The sequence below is a fragment of the Dokdonella sp. genome (assembly GCF_041395345.1).
GTDB lineage: Bacteria > Pseudomonadota > Gammaproteobacteria > Xanthomonadales > Rhodanobacteraceae > Dokdonella.
On sequence record NZ_JAWLAR010000024.1, the window covers coordinates 1 to 18,515 of the forward strand.

Annotated in this window: 16 protein-coding genes and 1 tRNA gene; 6 read left to right on the forward strand and 11 right to left on the reverse strand. The window is 62.1% G+C overall.

Going from position 1 to position 18,515, the window contains the following annotated elements:
* Positions 1-112 precede the first annotated feature (112 nt).
* On the reverse strand, positions 113-865 hold the full coding sequence (locus R3F00_RS17090; protein ID WP_371282938.1) for an N-formylglutamate amidohydrolase: 753 nt from the start codon (positions 863-865) through the stop codon (positions 113-115).
* A 149-nt stretch (positions 866-1,014) separates the two neighbouring features.
* Between R3F00_RS17090 and R3F00_RS17095 the strand changes: the two genes are divergently transcribed.
* Positions 1,015-2,541 carry a peptide ligase PGM1-related protein gene (locus R3F00_RS17095; RefSeq protein WP_371282939.1) on the forward strand — a complete coding sequence of 509 codons (1,527 nt, stop codon included), beginning with the start codon at positions 1,015-1,017 and terminating at the stop codon, positions 2,539-2,541.
* 38 nt (positions 2,542-2,579) lie between these two features.
* Here the strand turns inward: R3F00_RS17095 and R3F00_RS17100 are convergent, their stop codons facing one another.
* The 5 genes from R3F00_RS17100 to R3F00_RS17120 form a co-directional block, all read right to left on the reverse strand.
* Positions 2,580-3,446 carry a beta-lactamase induction protein gene (locus R3F00_RS17100; RefSeq protein ID WP_371282940.1) on the reverse strand — a complete coding sequence of 289 codons (867 nt, stop codon included), beginning with the start codon at positions 3,444-3,446 and terminating at the stop codon, positions 2,580-2,582.
* 194 nt (positions 3,447-3,640) lie between these two features.
* Positions 3,641-4,606, reverse strand: a complete 966-nt coding sequence (gene nudC / locus R3F00_RS17105) for an NAD(+) diphosphatase (protein WP_371282941.1) — start codon at positions 4,604-4,606, stop codon at positions 3,641-3,643.
* A gap of 78 nt (positions 4,607-4,684) precedes the next feature.
* A complete protein-coding gene (gene erpA, locus R3F00_RS17110) occupies positions 4,685-5,053 on the reverse strand; it encodes an iron-sulfur cluster insertion protein ErpA (protein ID WP_371282942.1) in 369 nt (122 codons plus the stop codon).
* 66 nt (positions 5,054-5,119) lie between these two features.
* Entirely contained in the window at positions 5,120-5,563 is a 444-nt protein-coding gene (locus tag R3F00_RS17115) for a polymer-forming cytoskeletal protein (protein WP_371282943.1), read from the reverse strand.
* Positions 5,550-6,266, reverse strand: a complete 717-nt coding sequence (locus R3F00_RS17120) for a DUF6776 family protein (RefSeq protein WP_371282944.1) — start codon at positions 6,264-6,266, stop codon at positions 5,550-5,552. Before R3F00_RS17120 ends, R3F00_RS17115 begins: the two co-directional genes overlap by 14 nt.
* 351 nt (positions 6,267-6,617) lie before the next feature.
* Between R3F00_RS17120 and R3F00_RS17125 the strand changes: the two genes are divergently transcribed.
* From R3F00_RS17125 to R3F00_RS17135, 3 genes are all read left to right on the forward strand, one after another.
* On the forward strand, positions 6,618-7,049 hold the full coding sequence (locus R3F00_RS17125) for a CopD family protein (protein WP_371282945.1): 432 nt from the start codon (positions 6,618-6,620) through the stop codon (positions 7,047-7,049).
* A 121-nt stretch (positions 7,050-7,170) separates the two neighbouring features.
* Entirely contained in the window at positions 7,171-9,900 is a 2,730-nt protein-coding gene (locus R3F00_RS17130) for an EAL domain-containing protein (RefSeq protein WP_371282946.1), read from the forward strand.
* A gap of 14 nt (positions 9,901-9,914) precedes the next feature.
* Complete coding sequence (locus tag R3F00_RS17135) at positions 9,915-12,284, forward strand: ATP-binding protein (RefSeq protein WP_371282947.1); 2,370 nt, start codon at positions 9,915-9,917, stop codon at positions 12,282-12,284.
* 287 nt (positions 12,285-12,571) lie between these two features.
* Here the strand turns inward: R3F00_RS17135 and bfr are convergent, their stop codons facing one another.
* The 3 genes from bfr to R3F00_RS17150 form a co-directional block, all read right to left on the reverse strand.
* Positions 12,572-13,042, reverse strand: coding sequence for a bacterioferritin (gene bfr / locus R3F00_RS17140; protein ID WP_371282948.1), 471 nt, complete (start codon positions 13,040-13,042; stop codon positions 12,572-12,574).
* Between the two features lie 148 nt (positions 13,043-13,190).
* The gene (locus tag R3F00_RS17145) at positions 13,191-13,397 is read right to left on the reverse strand and encodes a bacterioferritin-associated ferredoxin (protein ID WP_371282949.1); all 207 of its coding nucleotides are present in this window, start codon (positions 13,395-13,397) and stop codon (positions 13,191-13,193) included.
* Between the two features lie 81 nt (positions 13,398-13,478).
* The gene (locus tag R3F00_RS17150) at positions 13,479-14,021 is read right to left on the reverse strand and encodes an RNA pyrophosphohydrolase (RefSeq protein ID WP_371282950.1); all 543 of its coding nucleotides are present in this window, start codon (positions 14,019-14,021) and stop codon (positions 13,479-13,481) included.
* A gap of 232 nt (positions 14,022-14,253) precedes the next feature.
* On the opposite strand from R3F00_RS17150, the gene R3F00_RS17155 reads away from it, so the two are divergent.
* Positions 14,254-14,330 (forward strand) — tRNA-Met (locus tag R3F00_RS17155).
* Positions 14,331-14,698: 368 nt separating this feature from the next.
* A complete protein-coding gene (locus tag R3F00_RS17160) occupies positions 14,699-14,998 on the forward strand; it encodes a hypothetical protein (protein WP_371282951.1) in 300 nt (99 codons plus the stop codon).
* Between the two features lie 230 nt (positions 14,999-15,228).
* Here the strand turns inward: R3F00_RS17160 and R3F00_RS17165 are convergent, their stop codons facing one another.
* Complete coding sequence (locus R3F00_RS17165) at positions 15,229-17,484, reverse strand: RCC1 domain-containing protein (RefSeq protein ID WP_371282952.1); 2,256 nt, start codon at positions 17,482-17,484, stop codon at positions 15,229-15,231.
* A 687-nt stretch (positions 17,485-18,171) separates the two neighbouring features.
* Entirely contained in the window at positions 18,172-18,510 is a 339-nt protein-coding gene (locus R3F00_RS17170; RefSeq protein ID WP_371282953.1) for a transposase, read from the reverse strand.
* Positions 18,511-18,515 lie beyond the last annotated feature (5 nt).

The following is an 18,515-nucleotide window of genomic DNA, read 5'->3' on the forward strand; positions in this document are numbered from 1 at the left end:
GGCCCGGCGAGTTGCCCTGCAAGGGCGACACCGTCGTCGGCAACGATGTCTGGCTCGGCCATGAGGCGTTGATCATGCCCGGCCATGTCGAGCTGCCTGAACGCGGCGCGCGTCAGCCGGAGCGCCCGAATCGGGTTTCGATGATCGCCCGGTGCAGTCTCTGGCCCCACGCCTGCTGCTGCTGCGGAGTCGCGATTTCATCGTTGCGGATCTCGAAGATGACATGCGGCAATTGTCGATGCATCGCATGTTGTTCGATCGTATGCCCGCCGAGGATGCGGGCGTCGTAGGGCTGGTTTTCGCCGACTTGAAAGCCCTGCCCGGCAAACCATTCAATCAGCGGAACTATCGGCTCACGCGCTTGCGACCAGAGTACGGCGACCTGCCAGGGGCGTTCGATGCCGCCCATCATCCGATTGAAACTGTGCACCGAAATCACGACCGGCTTCACGCGCCGCGCAAGCAGTTCGTCGAGCATGGCCTCGATGTGGGCATGGTAGGGCGCATAGAAGTGGCGTACGCGCAGCGCGCGTTCTTCATCGCTGACAGAAAGGTTTCCGGGCACGAACGTATTGTCGTTCTCTGCAACGATCGAGCCGGAGTCGTCGATGTCGCGGTTCAGGTCGATCAGCAATCGCGAAGAACCACCCAGTACGGCGGGACAGTCCATCCTTTTCGCAAGCTCCAGGCTGACGCCGCGCGCGCCGATGTCCCAGGCGATGTGCCGTTCAAGATCGCACGGACGCATGCCCAGTGCGTTGTACGACTCGGGAATGGCATTGGAGGCGTGGTCGCACAACACCAGAAAGGCATGGCTTCCACCCGTTTGCACATGAAAGGGCGCGGTGTAGGTATCAACGGCCATGTCCACAGTGTGCCGGATCGCACCACAACCGGGAAGCCGCGCGCTGGTACGTGCGGGAACCGGCGATATACTCGAAGCGAACCGCGGCAAGCATCCCGCCATGCACGTCAGGGCGCTGCCGCCAAACTCCGCCAGGGGAGATCGGGTTGATGCCCAGCTTCACGGACTACGATAGAGCGGCGCTGGCCCGAATTCAGACGAAGCTGCGGCCGATGTTCGAGCGCTTCCAGGACGACCGCCTTGCGCCGCGCACGATTGTCGTCGTACCGGGGCTCAGCCTGGATGCCGACACCCTGGCCAAGATCGATGGCGTACGTCACTACGAGGAACGCCAGCTCAGCATGCTGATGTGGTTGCGCCTGCCGAATACGCGCATCGTGTTCGTGACCAGCGTGCCACTGGATCCGGTAGTCGTCGACTACTACCTGAGCCTGCTGCAGGGAGTGCCGACTGCGCATGCACGCAGCCGGCTGACCTTGCTGTCGGCCTATGATTCCTCGCCGGTTACGCTCACGCGAAAGATACTCGAGCGACCGCGGCTGCTTGCACGCATCCGTGCAGCGATCAGGGATCCCGCGTTTGCGCACATGTCGGTGTTCAACGCCAGCGAACTCGAGGCAGCGCTGGCCATTCAGCTCGGTATTCCGCTGTTTGCCTGTGATCCCGACCTCGCCCACCTCGGCAACAAGAGCGGCAGCCGCAGGGCATTCAAGGCCGCCGGCGTTGACCTTGCCGATGGCGTGGAAGACCTGCGCGACATGGACGACGCCGCAGCTGCCATTGCTTCGCTCAAGCGAGGCAATCCGAGCCTGCGACGTTGCGTGATCAAGCACAACGATGGCTTCTCGGGCGAAGGCAATGCCGTGTTTGATTTCGACGAAGCGACTTCTTCCATAACCACCGAATGGGTACGCAAGGAGTTGCCGCGTCGCCTTCGCTGCGAAGCGGCAAATGAAAGCTTCGAGCACTATTCGGAAAAGTTTCGCGAAATGGGCGGCATCGTCGAGGCCTGGGTCGAGGGAGAAGACAAGTGCTCACCTTCGGTGCAAATGCGCGTGGATCCGCTGAACCGCCTCGAACTGATTTCCACCCATGACCAGACTCTCGGCGGCGAGAGCGGTCAGATATTCCTTGGAAGCACGTTTCCGGCCAGGGAAGCCTATCGGCGCGATCTGCACGAGGCGGGCTGGCGCATCGGTGAAGTGCTGCGCGAACGGGGCGTGCTCGGCCGCTTCGCCATCGACTTCGTCTCCCATCGCACCGCGGCGGGTTGGCAACATGTCGCCATCGAGATCAACTTGCGCAAGGGCGGTACCACGCTTCCGTTCCACATGCTGCAATTCCTGACTTCGGGCAAGTACGACTCCGAAAGCGCACGCTATGTCACGCCCATGGGACAGAACCGCTGCTACTACGCGACCGACACCCTGGTCCGTCCCCACTACCGCTGCTTCACTCCCGAGGACCTGATCGACATCGTGGTCGCCAGACGCCTGCACTTCGACGACACGCGCCAGCGCGGCATCGTGTTCAATCTGCTCGGTGCGCTGTCGGAGTTCGGCAAGCTCGGCGTGGTCTGCATCGCGGAAACCGTGGCCGAGGCCAAGGCGATGTTCGATGAAGCCACCGATATTCTCGACCGCGAGGCGAATGCCCACGGGACCATTGCCGACTAGCTGTCGCCTCTCGTGAAGGCGAACTTCTGCATTTCGGACTAGTTCGCCCAGCCACCCAGCACGATCACGGCGATCACGGCCAGCCACACATACAGCACCCGGCGCAGGATCACGCGCGCATCGGCAAGTTCGGCCATCGGATCGCCGACACTTTCTTCGCCGCCGTCGCCTGCCGCGACGTCCGCGTCGACGCCGGCTCGGGCAATCGCCGGCAGAAAGCCCAGATCGAGCGTGAAATAGCCCTGACCGTGGGCCAGATGGTATTCGCGCCAGGCACGCACCGTCGCATCGAAATCCGATACCAGGGCCAGCGTCCAGGCGATCAGATGCGCGGGCGCCCAATCGAGAATCAGGGCGGTGCGTTCGAACACTTCGCGACGTTCGCCAACCACCTCGCGGAACGAGGGTGAGCGGGCCATCAACTGCACCAGTCGGTATCCGGCTGCCCCCAGCGGGCCCAACAGGGCAAACCAGAACAGCACGCCGAACTGGCGCGAAAGGGCTGCAGCAAAACTGGCCTCGACCAGCGAGGAGGCGCTCAGCGACACCGGCTTCTCGCTGACGCCCCTGGCCAGCATCTGCGCAGCATCGCTGCGTTGCGCACGGTCCGGTGCCTTGAGGACCGCATCGATGTCCATGTCAAGATCGCGCGGACCCCAGCTCATGTAGAGCACCACGACCATGAAGGCGAGCTCGAGAAGGCCGAACCAATGGCGGTGCAGGGCAGCCTGAATCAGCGAGATGACCACCAGGATCAGCAACGGCACGAGCAGGGTGCGGGCCGAGCCACCCTGATCTTCCCCCATCCAGCCGCGCAACCAGGCAAATCGGCGGAAACGCGCCAGGTCAGGCAGCGCATGCATGCTCACCAGCACAAGGACGATCGCGATCAGGGTCTTGGCCATGATTTCCAACTTTGGCGTTGAGGCATGGAGATTGTAGCCCGAGCCAGCCTCAAGGCCGACCCTCACCCTTTCGTCATCCCGGCGCAGCCTCGGATCCAGCTCTTGTTTCCATCTTGGCGAGTCAAGAGCAGAACGGGACCCCGGCCGGCGCCGGGATGAAGAGAGAAGACTCGTTCAGAGCAGCCTTGAAGGAGTCAGGTCCAGGTCGCGGGGGATTTCAGTGCGCCGAGTTCAAGACCGCCGGCCTGCTTCAGCCAGTGCTCGATCAGGCGGTAGGACACCGACAGGGGCGGCGGCAGGCCGAGCGCGCCCGACTCGACGTCATGCACGAATTCATCCACTTCGAACCAGCGCGCCTCGTCGATCTCGTCACCGACCTGAATCCGCGGATCGTCGGCGCGAGCCGTGAATCCGAGCATCAGCGAAGACGGGAATGGCCAGGGTTGTGAAGAGTGGTAGTCGCTGTCGACCACGCGTACACCGGCTTCCTCGAAGACTTCGCGGCGCACCGCATCTTCCAGCGTCTCGCCCGGTTCGACGAAGCCGGCCAGAGTGGAATAGCGCCCTTGCGGCCAGGACGACTGCCGTCCAAGCAGGCAGGCGTCGCGCCAGGTGACGATCACGATGATAGCGGGATCGGTACGCGGGAAGTGCTCGATGCCACAGGCCTTGTTGGTGCAGCGGGCACGATGTCCGGCCCACTCCAGCGAAAGCGCGCTGCCGCAGGCACCGCACCAGCGTGACCGCGACTGCCAGTGCGCCAGGCCGCGCGCGTAGGCAAACAGACCCGCCTCGAAAGCGGGCATGGCAATTCCCGCCCGGCGCAGGTCGAGGAAATGGCCCGCACAGCGCTCGCCCGCGCGGCTGCACGCCTCGTGATCCGGCGTCAGCAGGAAATAGGGATTCTGCTCCGGGTCCACACCGAGCAACGTGGGCGCAAGGTCCGAGAGCAATTCGGCGCGTTCGCCACCGTCCAGCAGGCGCAAGCCGCGGCCCTCGGCATGGCTCAATGCCTTGCCATCCGGTCCCACGACCAGAAATCGCGCCTGCGCCGCGCCTTCGACATCGCGCAGCCAGTCCAGATCGAGACGACGCTCGCTGCAGCGATCCAGCGCGAGCCCGGCGAAGACATTGTTGCGGCTGCGCTGATCGGCACTCAACGGGCGACTCCCTGTTGCCAACCGGCCCTGCGGGAACTGGCAAGGTCGTTCATCGCACTGACCACCACGGATGGAAGCCTATACGGCAAACGACGATCCACACCCGCAGGTCGTCTTCGCGTTCGGATTGCGGATGACGAACTGGGCACCGGTCAGGGATTCCGAATAATCGATCTCGGCCCCGGTCAGGTATTGCAGGCTGAGCGGATCAACCAGCAGGAACACGCCATCGCGCTCGATGGCGAGGTCATCCTCGGCACGCTCTTCGTCAAAGGTGAACCCGTACTGGAATCCGGAACAGCCGCCGCCACTGATATACACGCGCAGACTCAGCTGCGGATTGCCTTCTTCGGCAATCAACTCGGTCACCTTGCTCGCAGCCGCCGCGGTGAACACCATCGGCGCTTCGGTGAAATCCAGGTAGGTGGGTGTGGCTGTACTGTTCATGATCTGTTTCCGGCGCTCACAAAAGCCTGCAGCTGACTACAGGAGATCGTGGCGAAAGCGTCCGATTCAAGCGCGCGCAGGTTCCGCATCGACGGTTTCGTCGCTCTCGGCCTTGACTGTACCCGGCCCGCTGAGCTGCCGCGGCGGTTCGGCCTGATAGATCATCTTGCCATTCAGTTGTGCGCCGGCGGCCATTTCCAGCACCTTGTAGTAGACATTGCCATCGATGCGCGCCTTCTCGGCCAGCTCAAGGCGCTGGCTGACGATGATGTCGCCGGTGACCTTGCCATTGATCACGGCGTTCGGCGCGCGAATCTCGCCCTCTACCCGCCCCTTCTCGCTCAACGTGAACACGGCCTTGTCGCCCTGGGCCGAAATCGCCCCTTCGACCGCGCCGTCCAGATGCAATCCGCCACTGAATTCGACATCACCACGGATGACTGTTCCTTCAGCCACCAGGGTCGTGATCGCCGACATCGAGCGATTGCCTCGCTTGTCATTCCCGAACATTGTCTGACTCCTCGGCTTTCGCCGCATCTTCCCAAGAAAATTCCTGAACACCTCGCCCCCCGCCACCGTCAACGCTCACGCGAACGGTATTCGGCTCGAAGCCTTCCGGAAGCATGATGATGCCGTTGACTTGCTGAAAATACTTGAACGCATAGCCGATTCCGGCACTTTCGGACTCCTGGCTCAAGTCTTTCCACTCCACTGTCTCGATCTTGCCATCGGCGATTCCGGTGACTGAAAGCGTCAATCGACCGGTCGTTTCCGCACCGCGCTTGAAGTTCTGGGTCAGGGTCGCCGAGAAGTTCCAGGCGCGTGAATCGGCAACAGGAGTCAGCCGCAGGGCATGCACCGCCAGGCCCTCGCGCTTGGCGCCACCGACAAGGCGACCGTAGAAGGCCAGATCGGCACGCACGCCGGCGATCTCCTCCTCCCGTTCGCGCAGGGTCTGCTGCAGATCGACCAGGGCCGCCCTGGCCACCTGCTCGGAACGCTCCAGTACCGCAATGCGCATCTTCAATGCCTCGACATCCATGCTGTCGACATTGATCCTGGTGCTGTCCTCCTGCACCGATTTCGACAGAAACAGGCTGGTGCCGACCACGGCGAGGGTAAGCGTTCCCAGCCAGATCAGGGCGGCAAACAGCCAGACCCATCGCGAGCGCGCATGGTTGACCTGACGAATCTCGAAATGCGGAGTACTCATGGACAGTCGCGCCGAGCCGAAACGGGCGTTCGCAAGGGGATTGCGCTTATAGCCACCCCCGCGGAGTGGCGTCAAGCGCAGCTATACTGCGCCCATGGTACCGCGTAGGGCGCTGGCCCGAGCATTTGCCGGACAGGCTTCGTCCCGTCATCCAGGCGGCTCTCGACAGGCGATCGGCGGGTCGCGCCGGAATGGCGGCCTTTCAGGCGTTGCCTTGGCGAAGCTGCGGAAAGTCGCTGGGCCATGGCGGCCCCTGCAGACCGTACCGCTGCTGATTGACCGAGCAGGTTGCCCATCGCGATTTTCCACGTTCACGGCGCGATCCTGCGCCCCATCAAGAGTCGAACCCGCATGCTCTGGCTGAAAGCCTTCCACATCATCTTCGTCGTCACCTGGTTTGCCGGTCTCTTCTATCTGCCGAGGCTGTTCGTCTACGACGTCGAGGCCAGCGAGCCCGAGCTGCGCCAGCGCCTCCGGATCATGCAGCGGCGCTTGCTGATGATCACCCACATCGGCGGCGCGCTGGCGCTGGCGTTCGGCATCGCCCTGATGGCCTGGTGGATGCACAACGCGCCTGAGGCCCTGACCACGGGCGGCTGGTTTCATCTCAAGCTGTTGCTGGTGATTCTTCTCATCGCCTACCACCTGATGCTGGTGCGCCTGACCCGGCAGTTGGCCAACGACAGCTGCACACGATCGAGCCGCTGGCTGCGTCTGTTCAACGAGGTTCCCGCCGTGCTGCTGATCGCGATCGTCATTCTGGTCGTGGTCAAGCCGTTCTGACCACCGTGCCTTCATGGGCGGGGGCCAACGCGGGGACTGGCATGCGCTTCGCACGCCGCCTGAATGGTTCAGGGCAGACCGGCGCGCTGCTATAGTCGCAACCGGTTCCACAGGGGGACCCATGCAGGCCAGGGAACTCATTTCCAGACGACCGCGCTCCCGCGCGACCTACGTCAACCAGATTCCGGCACGCACCGGCGATTTGCGCGCGCGCGCGGAACAGCTGCGCCAGGGAAGCTGGGACATCAATGCGGCCCTGCTTCTGGCCGAGGATGCCGAGGCGCTGGCCAGCAGCTGTCATCTGCTCGACAGGGCGGCAGTCGCCGGCAACCTGGAAGATTTCGCCGAGTGTCTCTGGACCGTTCTGGATCCACCGCGCGTACCTGACAGCGAGACCCTTCAGGAGATGGACAGGCGCCTGCAAGCGCTGGCGAGCGCCGAGCCCTCGTCCGAGCAGGAAAGCCTTCCGGTCGACGATGAGCCAACCACACTGTTCGGCTACGCTACTGCCGAGGCCAATGGATTCCCGCTGCTGGTGCGACCGCCCGCCGACTACTGGCGGCGATTCGCGTCGAAGCCCCCGCCGGCAAGCACCGCGGCCCCCGAACCGACCGTTGCACCCGAGCCGCCGAAAAAGGAACCGGCAACGCTGACCGCGCCGGCAACCGTGCAGGAAAGCGCGCCTGATCCCGTGGCCGAAGCGCCAGCCGTGCCCCAGGCGGCCGCTATCAAGCCACCGGCGCAGCCCGAACCGGAGCCGGAAACCGAAACGGATGTCGCCGTCGAGGCCGATATCGATACGGCTCCGCGCAAGGTGTTCCATCTGGGTGATGGCGCGGATCTCGGCAAGGCACTCGATCAGCAACTACGCGCGCAGGGCAACGAGATCGAAAACCTCCGAACCGTCGATGCGCTGAAGGAATCCATGCACCGCGCAACACCGTCGCTGGTGCTGCTCGAAGGCGGTTTCGAGGAAGCCATCGAGGAAATCGGTGCGTTGGTCCGCGCCGCCCGGACGCGCTCGGGCAAGCGCGTCTTGCTGATCGCCCTGTCCGCCGAAAAGACCGACCTGGCTGCTCGCCTGCGTGCCATGCGCGCCGGCTGCGATGCATACATCGTCCAACCCGGCGGAGCCGACGCGGTCATGGCGCGCCTGCGCGAGTTGACCGCCGCCGAACACGCCGATCCGTTCCGCATCATGATTGTCGAGGATGACCGTTCGCAGGCCTTGTTCGCGGAGTCGATCCTGCGCAAGAACGGCATGGATGCGCTCTCGGTCGACGATGCTTCGGTCGTGCTCGACAAGCTCGACGAGTTCCGGCCGGATCTGATCCTGATGGATCTGAACATGCCGGTGTGCGACGGCATGGAACTGACCGCCCTGATCCGCGAGCGCGAAGCCTATATTTCCACGCCCATCGTGTTTCTGTCCGGCGAAGGCGATACCGAAAAGCATTTCGAAGCGCTGAGCGCCGGCGGTGACGACTTCCTGAGCAAGCCGATCGCCCCGCGTCACCTGATTTCCGCGGTCACGAGCCGGGTCAAGCGGGCCCGCCTGCTCGAGCGTCGTCGACGCGCGGCGCCAAGCACACGCGAGGCGATCAAGGGCGTGCATGACTCGGCGCAGTTGACCCGGCGTCTCGCTGAAATGCTGTCGATGGAAGATGCGGCAACGCGCAAGGGTGGCCTGCTCTATCTCGAACTCGCCGATGCCGCCACCTGCGAGCAGCGCGTCGGGCACTCGGCCTTCCGTACCCTGATCGAACGCCTGACGACCCTGCTGGCCGCCCATATCGGCAACGCCGACATGCTGGCCCGTTCCGGTGGACATGGATTCCTGCTGCTCAATCCGGATCTGTCCGCCGAGGGACTCGAAGATCGTGCCAAGGCCCTGCGCGCGTGCGTGGCGGTCGAGAGTTTCGGCACCACCAAGGTTCCGCAGGAACTGAAGATCGAAGTGGGCATCTGCCCGTTCGAAGCGGTTGCCGGCGATGCCAAGGCCATGATCGACGCCGCCGAAAAAGCCTTGCGTGACGCGCAGGCTGCAGGACGAGGCGGAATCGCCCTGGTCGAAGCCGCCGCCAGCGCAGACAACACCGAAGTCGTCGTCGCCGCCATCCGCAAGGCACTCGAAGATTCCAGCTTCCGGGTCGTCTTCCAGCCGATAGTCTCCCTGCATGGCGAAGAGGAAGAGCAATTCCAGGCCCTGCTGCGCCTGTCGACCGAAGATGGACGCGTCTATGCCGCCGCCGAGCTGGTTCCGGCTGCGGAAGAAGCCGGGCTGATTTCCGACGTCGATCGCTGGATGTTCGGCAGCTGCCTCGCCACGATCGCCGAACACCTGCGCGACGGTCGCCATCTGCGCCTGTTCCTCAGCCTTTCGTCAAGCAGCGTGCTTGATGCGACGCGCGTCGAGTGGATGCGCAACGCGCTCGATACCCACCGTGTACCCGCGGCACAGATCTCGGTCGAACTGCGTCTCGCCGATGCCGCCAAATCGCTGTCGGCGTATATCCGCTTTGCGATGGCCATGAAGCAACTTGGCGTCAGCCTGACCCTGTCCGGCCTCGAAGCCGGCATGCTCGGCACCGAGATGCTGCTCAATCTGCCAGTGGACTTCATCAAGCTCTCGCCACGCTACACCGCCGATCCGGATGACAGCCTGCGCAGCGAGTTGCGTGAACTGGTCAAGCTGGCGCATGCAGGAGGTCGCCGCGTGATTGCGCCGCGCGTCGAGGAAGCCCGCGTGGCCGCCTCGCTCTGGGCCAGCGGCATCGATCTGATCCAGGGCAATTTCGTGCACCAGGCCACACGCGATACCTCCTACGATTTCCATATGACCGGCAACTGAGTCCTCGACCCCGCATGCGCCGACACGCCCAACGCATCGCACAGCAAAGCCAGCGCAGACGCATCGGTGGGCCCGCCTGGCTGATCGTCTTCCTCGCCTTCCTCGCGCTTGCGCTCGGCCTGGGCCTCGTTTTTCTTCCGCATCTGCCTGTCGCAGCCCTCAGCGGCGCGCTGGTGGTCGTCTCGGCGCTGATTGCCGTGACCGCGCTGGTCGGGCTGCGCGCTCCGGATTCGGCAAGGGATGCTGGGGCGAGCGGCGCATCCGGGCAGCCGGCAAGCAGTCGTCCGGCACCTGCCATGCTGGAAGAACTCGAAGCGCTGCGGGCCATGCAACATGATCTGGTCGCCGCCAAGCAGCAGGCCGAAGCAGCGACCATGGCCAAGGGCGAATTCCTGGCCACCATGAGTCACGAGATCCGCACGCCACTGAACGGCATCGTGCCCCTGCTCGACCTGCTCCGCTCGACGCCGCTGCGCCCCGACCAGCAGGAATATCTGGCCACCGCGCACCAGTCGTCGCTGGAACTTCTGCGCATCGTCGATGACATCCTCGATTTCTCGAAACTGGAAGCGAGCAAGCTCGAACTCGAGGATGTCGGCGTCAACCTGAAGGAAGTCGTCGACTCGGTGGCGACCCTGATGGAAGGCAGCGCCACGGCCAAGGGACTGCGCCTGGGCGTGGTCATCGATCCCGCCGTGCGTCTGGCGGTTCGCGGCGATCCGATCCGCCTGCGCCAGGTGTTGACCAACCTGGTCAGCAACGCGATCAAGTTTACCGAGCGCGGCAGCGTCACCATCCAGGTCAGCAAGCGCGCCGAAACGCGCAGCCATCACGAAGTGACATTCGCCGTGCGCGATACCGGCATCGGCATCTCGGAAGCGGCCAAGCAGAAACTGTTCCGACCGTTCTCGCAGGCCGATGCCTCGACCACGCGCGTGTTCGGCGGCACCGGTCTCGGTCTGGTCATCTGCCGGCGTCTGGTCGACCTGATGGAAGGCAAGATCGGCGTGCGATCCGAAGTGGGACGCGGCTCGGTTTTCTGGTTCAACGTGCCCTTGCGCAAGGCGATTGGCGATGTCCGCTCGCGCAGCGACCTGGCCGGTGTGCGCGCCTTGCTGCTGAGCGGCGAAGACGCGTTCCTGCGCCGCGCCGGCAGCCTCGTGGCGCAGCTCGGCATGAGCCACATGCACAGCAATCTCGCGGTGGATGCGCTGAGCAAGCTGCGTGCAAATTCGAGCAAGGGTGAACGCTGGATCTACGAGGTTCTGATAATCGATGTCGCCTCGGTCGGCGCACCCACCGTTGCGCTGATACGCAACATCCGTCGCGACCCCTCGCTCGATTCGCTGTGCATCCTGATCGCGGGCAGCAACGAAGAGGTTCAGGATTTGCGCAGCGACGATCGGCTGACGGCATTGTCCGCCAACTTCGACGAGCGCGAATTGCGCGAAACGCTGGGGCGCCTGCTCGGCGTGGGTCACGGCGAAGAGCCGCGCGAAGCGCCGCTCTTCGGCCAGACCAGCGAGATCGATGAAGCGCAAGCACCCGCGCAGGCCGTGCCGCAATTGCAGGGCCGCGCCTTGCTGGTCGAAGACAATCCGGTCAACGCCCAGGTCGCCGCGCGCCTGCTATCCCTGCTGGGCCTCGAATCCGAAGTCGCCAGTGATGGACAGGCCGCACTGGACAAGCTTGCCCACGGCCACTACGACATCGTCCTGATGGATTGCCAGATGCCGGTGATGGACGGCTATACGGCCACGCGCACGCGACGCACCGAAGAACGCGCGAGGAACCTGCCGCGCCTGCCGATCATTGCGATGACCGCCAATGCCATGGCCGGTGATCGCGAAAAGTGCATCGAAGCGGGCATGGATGACTACCTGACCAAGCCGCTGGATCGACACCTGCTGGCCAGCACACTCGGCGAATGGCTTCCCCGATCGAGCGATCCCGGAGCCAAGCCGAAGCAGCCAGCACCCGCACAAAAAATGGCGCCGCCGGTTCGCGCCGTGGCCGCCGAGCCGAAAGCGCCACTCGCGCGGCAGGCACCGGCGATCGACCAGGCCGTGGTCCAGGAGCTGCTCGAGGTGATGGGCGACGGCTTTGCCGGATTGCTGCAGATCTATCTGGAAGATACCCCGCGCCTGCTTTCACGCTTGCGCGAAGCCTCGGACATGACCGATCACGACGCCATCGCCGAAATCACCCATACCCTGAAATCTTCCAGCGCCAACCTGGGCGCCCTGCCCCTGGCCGAGCTGGCCCGCAACGCCGAAGCCAATGCGCGCGCCAAAAACAGCGATGAACTCGGCTCACTGCCGCATCGCGTCGAAAACGAATTCCAGCGCGTGGTCAGCGCCTTCGACGAACTGGGCCTGCGCTAGCAAAGCCGGGAAGTCCATAGCCGTTCGTCCCCTGCCAAGGTCTGGGGGAGGCTCTGAGTTGAATTGCACTGACTGGACGCCGATTCCGATGTTTCGTCATCCCGGCGAAAGCCCGAGGCGCTTATCGCCAGCCGAATGGCTGGTCATCCATCTTGATCTCAGTGATTTCGAAAATGGTTCCCGGCTTTCGCCGGGATGACGGGCGCTCGAATCAGTGCCGTTCGCCCTGAGTCCGTCGAAGGGCATCGCCACGCAACCGCAGCGTTCAACCGCCCTGAAACAAAACCCTAGCTACCAATCTTGGTCTGCAGATAGTTCGCCTCGCCCAGTTGCGCAATCAGCTCAAGCTGGGTTTCGAGCCAGTCGATGTGCTCTTCTTCCGATTCGAGGATATCGACAAACAACTTGCGGCTGACGAAATCGCCGCAGCTCTCGCAATAGGCAATAGCCGCCTTCAGATCCGGCACGGCCTGCTGCTCCAGCTTCAGATCGCAAGCCATCGCCTCACTCGGCTTCTCGCCGATCAAAAGCTTGCCAAGCTGTTGCAGGTTGGGAAGGCCTTCAAGAAACAGGATGCGCTCGATCAGGCGATCGGCATGCTTCATCTCGTCGATCGATTCCTTGTACTCGTGCTCGGCCAGTTCCGCGTAACCCCAATTGCGGTACATGCGTGAATGCAGAAAGTACTGGTTGATCGCAGTCAGCTCGTTGAGCAAGGACTTGTTCAGGTGCTCAATGACCTTGGCGTCGCCTTTCATGGGCGCATTCTCCGTTCGGGGGTTGAAAGCAGCCGCGCAGAATCAAACGCGCAGCACAGGGCGCGACTATAGCGCCTGTGAAAATTCGGGTGGGTAACGCGAATCGCACGCATTGATGCGTGCAGAAAAAGCGCGGCGCTGGAACGCGCTATGCCGCGATCGCGAGCCGCAGCGGGAACGGGCGAATCAGCGGAGTACGCGCTTCATCGAGGATATCGCGAGCCACATCCGCGCAACTGCCACAGCCGCTGGCCAGGCCCGTGCGCATGGTCAGCTCCTCGAGCGAACTGACGCCGCGCGCAGCCGCTTCGCGGATCGCGTGGTCAGTCACACCGTTGCAGATACACACGTACATCGTCATACCCCGTGCGGGAATGACGCTATTCAATTGCAAATACGAATGATTGTCAACTACCAGGGCCGCCCGGGGCCGATCCTAGCGGGAAAAGGCCGGTTCCGAGTCGCTGGGCGCGGATTCCCCGCCCTCCCGCAAAGGCACCTGGCACAACGCTTCGGCCAGGGGCAGCAGATGGCGCAAGGCCTGCTCGTAGACGCGCCGCTTGAACGCCACCACGTTTTCACTGGGGTACCAGAAATCCACCCAGCGCCAGTGATCGAACTCGGGTTTCTCGTTGGCATCCAGGCGGAAATGGGTTTCCTCGCCCATGAAGCGCAGCAGGAACCAGACCTGCTTCTGGCCCACGCAGGTGGGGCGTACGTTGTGGCGGACATAGCGATGGGGCAGCTTGTAGCGCAACCAGCCCGGCGTGGCCCCCAGCACTTCGACATGCTCGGGCTGCAGGCCGGTCTCCTCTTCGAGCTCCCGATACATCGCCTCGATCGGCGTCTCGTCGGTGCGCATGCCGCCCTGCGGAAACTGCCAGCCATCGCGGTTGACCCGACGCGCCCAGAACACGCGGCCATCATCCCGAATCAGGACGATCCCCACGTTGGGACGGTAGCCATCTGGATCAATCACGCCAATAACCCTCGGTTTTGCTGGCCCTGAAGCCTTTCGGAGCAGGGGCGCCGCAGTATAAGGGGAACCTGAATCCGCCCCGCTTTACTGCTTCCGCTTCGATTCTTCCACAGTGCCGGCGACCGCAGCAAGGCAGCGCGGCTCAAATCCATCAGCGAAAATGCACGCAAACCCTTGACACCGTTGGCCCAGCCTCTAGAATCCGACCCCCCTCAGAGCCTTCGGCTCGCATGGCTATGTAGCTCAGCCGGTTAGAGCACAGCACTCATAATGCTGGGGTCGGTGGTTCGAGTCCACCCATAGCCACCATATCGATCAACGGGTTAAGCGCGTCCAGCGCTCCTCAGCCTTTGTTTCGAGAGCATCATCCTCCGCCAAACCCGGCGGACTTGCGGTCATCACGCGGCTGCATCTTCGCGCTGAGCTCTAAGCACTAAAGTGATGTTCGGGTTCGCTGCACCGGAAGTTCGTCGAGCGATTCGTCGATTCTCCTGCTTTAACGCTTGGTGGCGACCATTCCCTTGCTTGCGCAAGATCTCGTTCATTCATTTGTAGGCTGAAATCCACGAGGAATCGCTAGTGTGATCTGGTTCACGAAGTTGATGTGACCCACAAAGCATGCACAGACATTTATCGAAGGCATCCTGAAGTTGTCCGCCAACTCAGAGGTTGCCGAAATGTTCAACACCGTACCGAATGCGTGCGCATCGACTTCGACGCTGGTGCGAATCGCCGACGCGCAGTGGACGCCGTACATCGCCAACACGCTGCAGAACTGGGCCCACCAGGCACTCGCACATCCGACCTCGTGCACGCAGTGTCGCGCTACCGACTGCCCGCATTGCATGGCCCTGCACAACATCATCGAGATGCCCTGGTCAGTCGCCGTGGCGCATCGAATCCAGGAATTGGCGCGCAATGCCATCGGCCGATCGTCTGGAAGGGAGGTTCTGGCGCTGGTTCGAAATTCGGCCTGAGCCAACTTTCCCGTTCGAAGCGACGTACTTTCGGTTTCGGCGAAGTGCGGACGTTCAATAGGGCACTGCAAACAGGCTACGAGCAAACTGCCAAGCTTCAGCGAACCTCGGGGGCTCTGAAGCTTGGAGGCATCTCAGCCTCGCCTTAGATCACGACAAAGTCGAGACACTCCAGATTGTCCTGGTAGTCGCAGGAATCTGCGTTCGCGAATCGCGCTTCTGGGTTTCCGCTACTCGAATCCAGCTCGAAAAACCACTTCATCGAATAGCACCAGTTCCGGCTCAAGCACCGAGCCAGTTGTACCGTTACCCAATTGGCCAAACACATTTTCGCCCCAGCATTTGGCCAGCCCAGCTTCAGTGATGGCACAACCGCCAAAGTACCCCGCCGATATAGCCGATATCCCCGACTGAAGGCCAACTACGTTCGTTGGCAGGAGTCGCATGAGTTCCTGGCTGCCATCGCCCAACTGACCTATGTCATTCAGTCCCCAGCACTTTGCGGTGCCTGATCCATTGACCGCGCACGCATGTGCGCCTGCAGCGGCTACGCTGAGAACGCCATCGTTGAACCCCACGACATCAACAGGATTCAGAGGACTATTGTCCGTGGTCCCGTTGCCGAGGTTTCCGTTGTAGTTCGATCCCCAACACTTCAGCGCGCTACCGTCGATCGATGCACAGTCAAAATTGCCGCCAGACGCTATCGAGGTCACGTTGGATGCAAGACCCGGCACGTCTACTGGCTCAAGATACGGTCCGCTGCCCGAACCGGAATCAAGGGAACCCCAACACTTGACGCCACCCGTGTCCAGCAACGCGCAGGAATGATAGGACCCTACAGAAATCATCGCGACTCCGGATGCTAGCCCTGTTACATCAGCAGGAACCAAATGGCTCACAGTGGTGCCGTTGCCCAGCGTACCCGTGTCATTGGATCCCCAGCACTTCACTCCGCCTGTGGCCGTCAAGGCACAGCTATGGGCGTTGGCAGTGGCGATTTGACGAACGTCGCTACCCAGGCCGATCACGTCGACAGGCGCAGCTCGCGCTGTCTGAGTGCCGTCACCAAGTTGGCCACGCGTGTTTGCTCCCCAGCATCTTGCGTTCCCGCCCAAGGCAAGTGCGCATGAATGGTCAGCGGCCACTGAGAGCGAAGTAGATTCACTGGAGAGGCCGGAGACAGGTGCAGGCGTCAGGTGCTCGTCGTGCGTCCCGTCACCGAGTTGCCCTTGTGGATTGCCTCCCCAACAGTAGACTGCACCGTTTTTGACTGCGCATGCATGCTGATATCCGAGACCGATCGAACTCGTACCCGCATCCAGACTGGAGACATCGACGGGATTGTTGAAGCTTCCCAGGCTACCAATTCCAATCTGACCGTAGGCGTTGTTGCCCCAACACCAAAACTGGCCTCCATTGGCGATGACACAACTCTGCGTGCCACCTGCATCAATGTGCTCCACTCCCATCGGCTGATTTACAGCCGCCACTGGAATCAAACTGTCATTGCGACCGCCGTCGCCCAGCCGCCCGGTATTGTTGAACCCCCAGCACTTCACAGTTCCTTGCTGGACTGCACAAGTATGATAGCTGCCGGCATCAACCGCAGATACGCCAGAGGCCATCGAAGTCACGTCGACCTGAGTCGGGCGATCTATCGTTGTCGAATCGCCAAGCTGTCCGTATTCATTGCCGCCCCAGCACTTTACCTGGCCGGCCGTCGTAAGGGCGCAACTGTGATTGTAGCCCGAGGTAATGGCGGCCACCCCGGAAGACAGTCCTGTAACTTCAACCGGATATGAGGATTGTGAGAAATCAACATTGCCAAGCTGGCCACGGTCGCCTCGGCCCCAGCACACTGCCATGCCAGAAGCTGTCGTAGCGCACGTGTGATCGCGACCCGCGGAGACGCTGGACAGCCCACTGAGGACATGAACAGGAGCCAGTCGCTGAATAGTTGTCTGGTCTCCCAACTGGCCGCTTGTATTCCAGCCCCAACAATACAATTCCGAAGTACTCGTCAGCGCGCAGGTATGCGCGCGCCCGGCCGTGATGCTGACAATACTGCCAGGCAAACCGACGGGTTCGACGGCAATCGCGCTTGAGTTGGTTGTGTTGTTTCCTAGCTGACCACTCGAGTTGCTACCCCAACACTTGACCGAACCACTCAACGTGACCGCGCACGTGTGAAGGGTGCCGGCCGTGACTGATATCACAGGCTCGTCAAATCCTTGCACCGTTGACGGAACACCACGACTCAGGAATGTTCCATCGCCAAGCTCGCCAAACTGATTGGAACCCCAGCATTTCACGGCGCCTGTATCTGAGATGGCGCAAGTGTGCTGGAAACCAGACGCGATACTCTGGCTTGGAACTACGCCTTGGTTGGCAGCGTCAAGTGCCCACGCGGGCAAATGGAAAACTGCCGCGACGAAAGCTAGAACGTGAATTACAACGAGAACAGCATCCTTGCAGGGTTTCATTATTTCCATCCGAACTGGAGTAGGCGCTTCGATATTATCAGGCGTACCGCGATAGAAGCCAGCCAGCGAGACGATACAAAAGTTCTCGCCTGCGGAACTGAGTCACCCTCGCCGCCTGAACAGACATTTGTCCAAGGCAGCCTTAAGTTGTCCGTCAACTCAGAGGGTACCGAATTGTTCAACAACGTACTCAATGCCTGGGCTTCTGCCTCAACGCTGGCGCGTAGTGGACGCACTAGATCTCGCCGATAGACAAGTGCTCGATGAGCTTTTACCAGAACGACGACTTGCGCAAAACGACGGGGTAAGTTCCAACATCACACCCATGCGGTTGTTGGACTGGTGCGTTGGCATAGCGGCGGACGCGCTGAAGCGTGTCTATCGCCCGCCGCAAACAATCCGACCTTCGCTGGTAAGGAAAAGTCCGAAGTGCTGGGCTATTTGCGAGTAGCTGTATTCGCCAGTCTCCCGGGAAGCGCGAATGGCTTCATTGCGATCAGGATATTGCTTCGCGATCTTGGCCAGTGAGGGTGGCGGCCGTCGGCGCTGTACTTTAGGGATGCTCAGGTCATCGGGACACCCCTGCGCGCGCTCTTGCATGCGCTCGACGAGAGCGTCATCACCCAGGAACACCTGACGATTCAGATGCAGCCATGGTGACTCGGCACCGAATCCCGCCACTACGAATCACCGATAGGCTGTGATCGCCCGCGAACACCGCGTACCAAACTGGGCTAGCAACCCGTCGGTCTCCAGCCATTCTGGCGAATCCGCCTCCCCGACCATTGCGGAATAACTGCTCCACGGCCAATCACCAGGCTGACTGACCATTCCAGCGCGAACCGGGTTGAGAACAACGTAGCGCGTCAGTTCAAGCAGATAGCTGTCGACATCAACCAGAATCGCCTTGAAGCGACCCTGGAACAGATGCCCCGCACGCCGATGACGCCGATTGCCCCATTGCGTGAACACGCCATTGAGCTGGCGCATGCCCTTGGAGAGATTCCCATCCGGCGTGCCGATCACCAGAT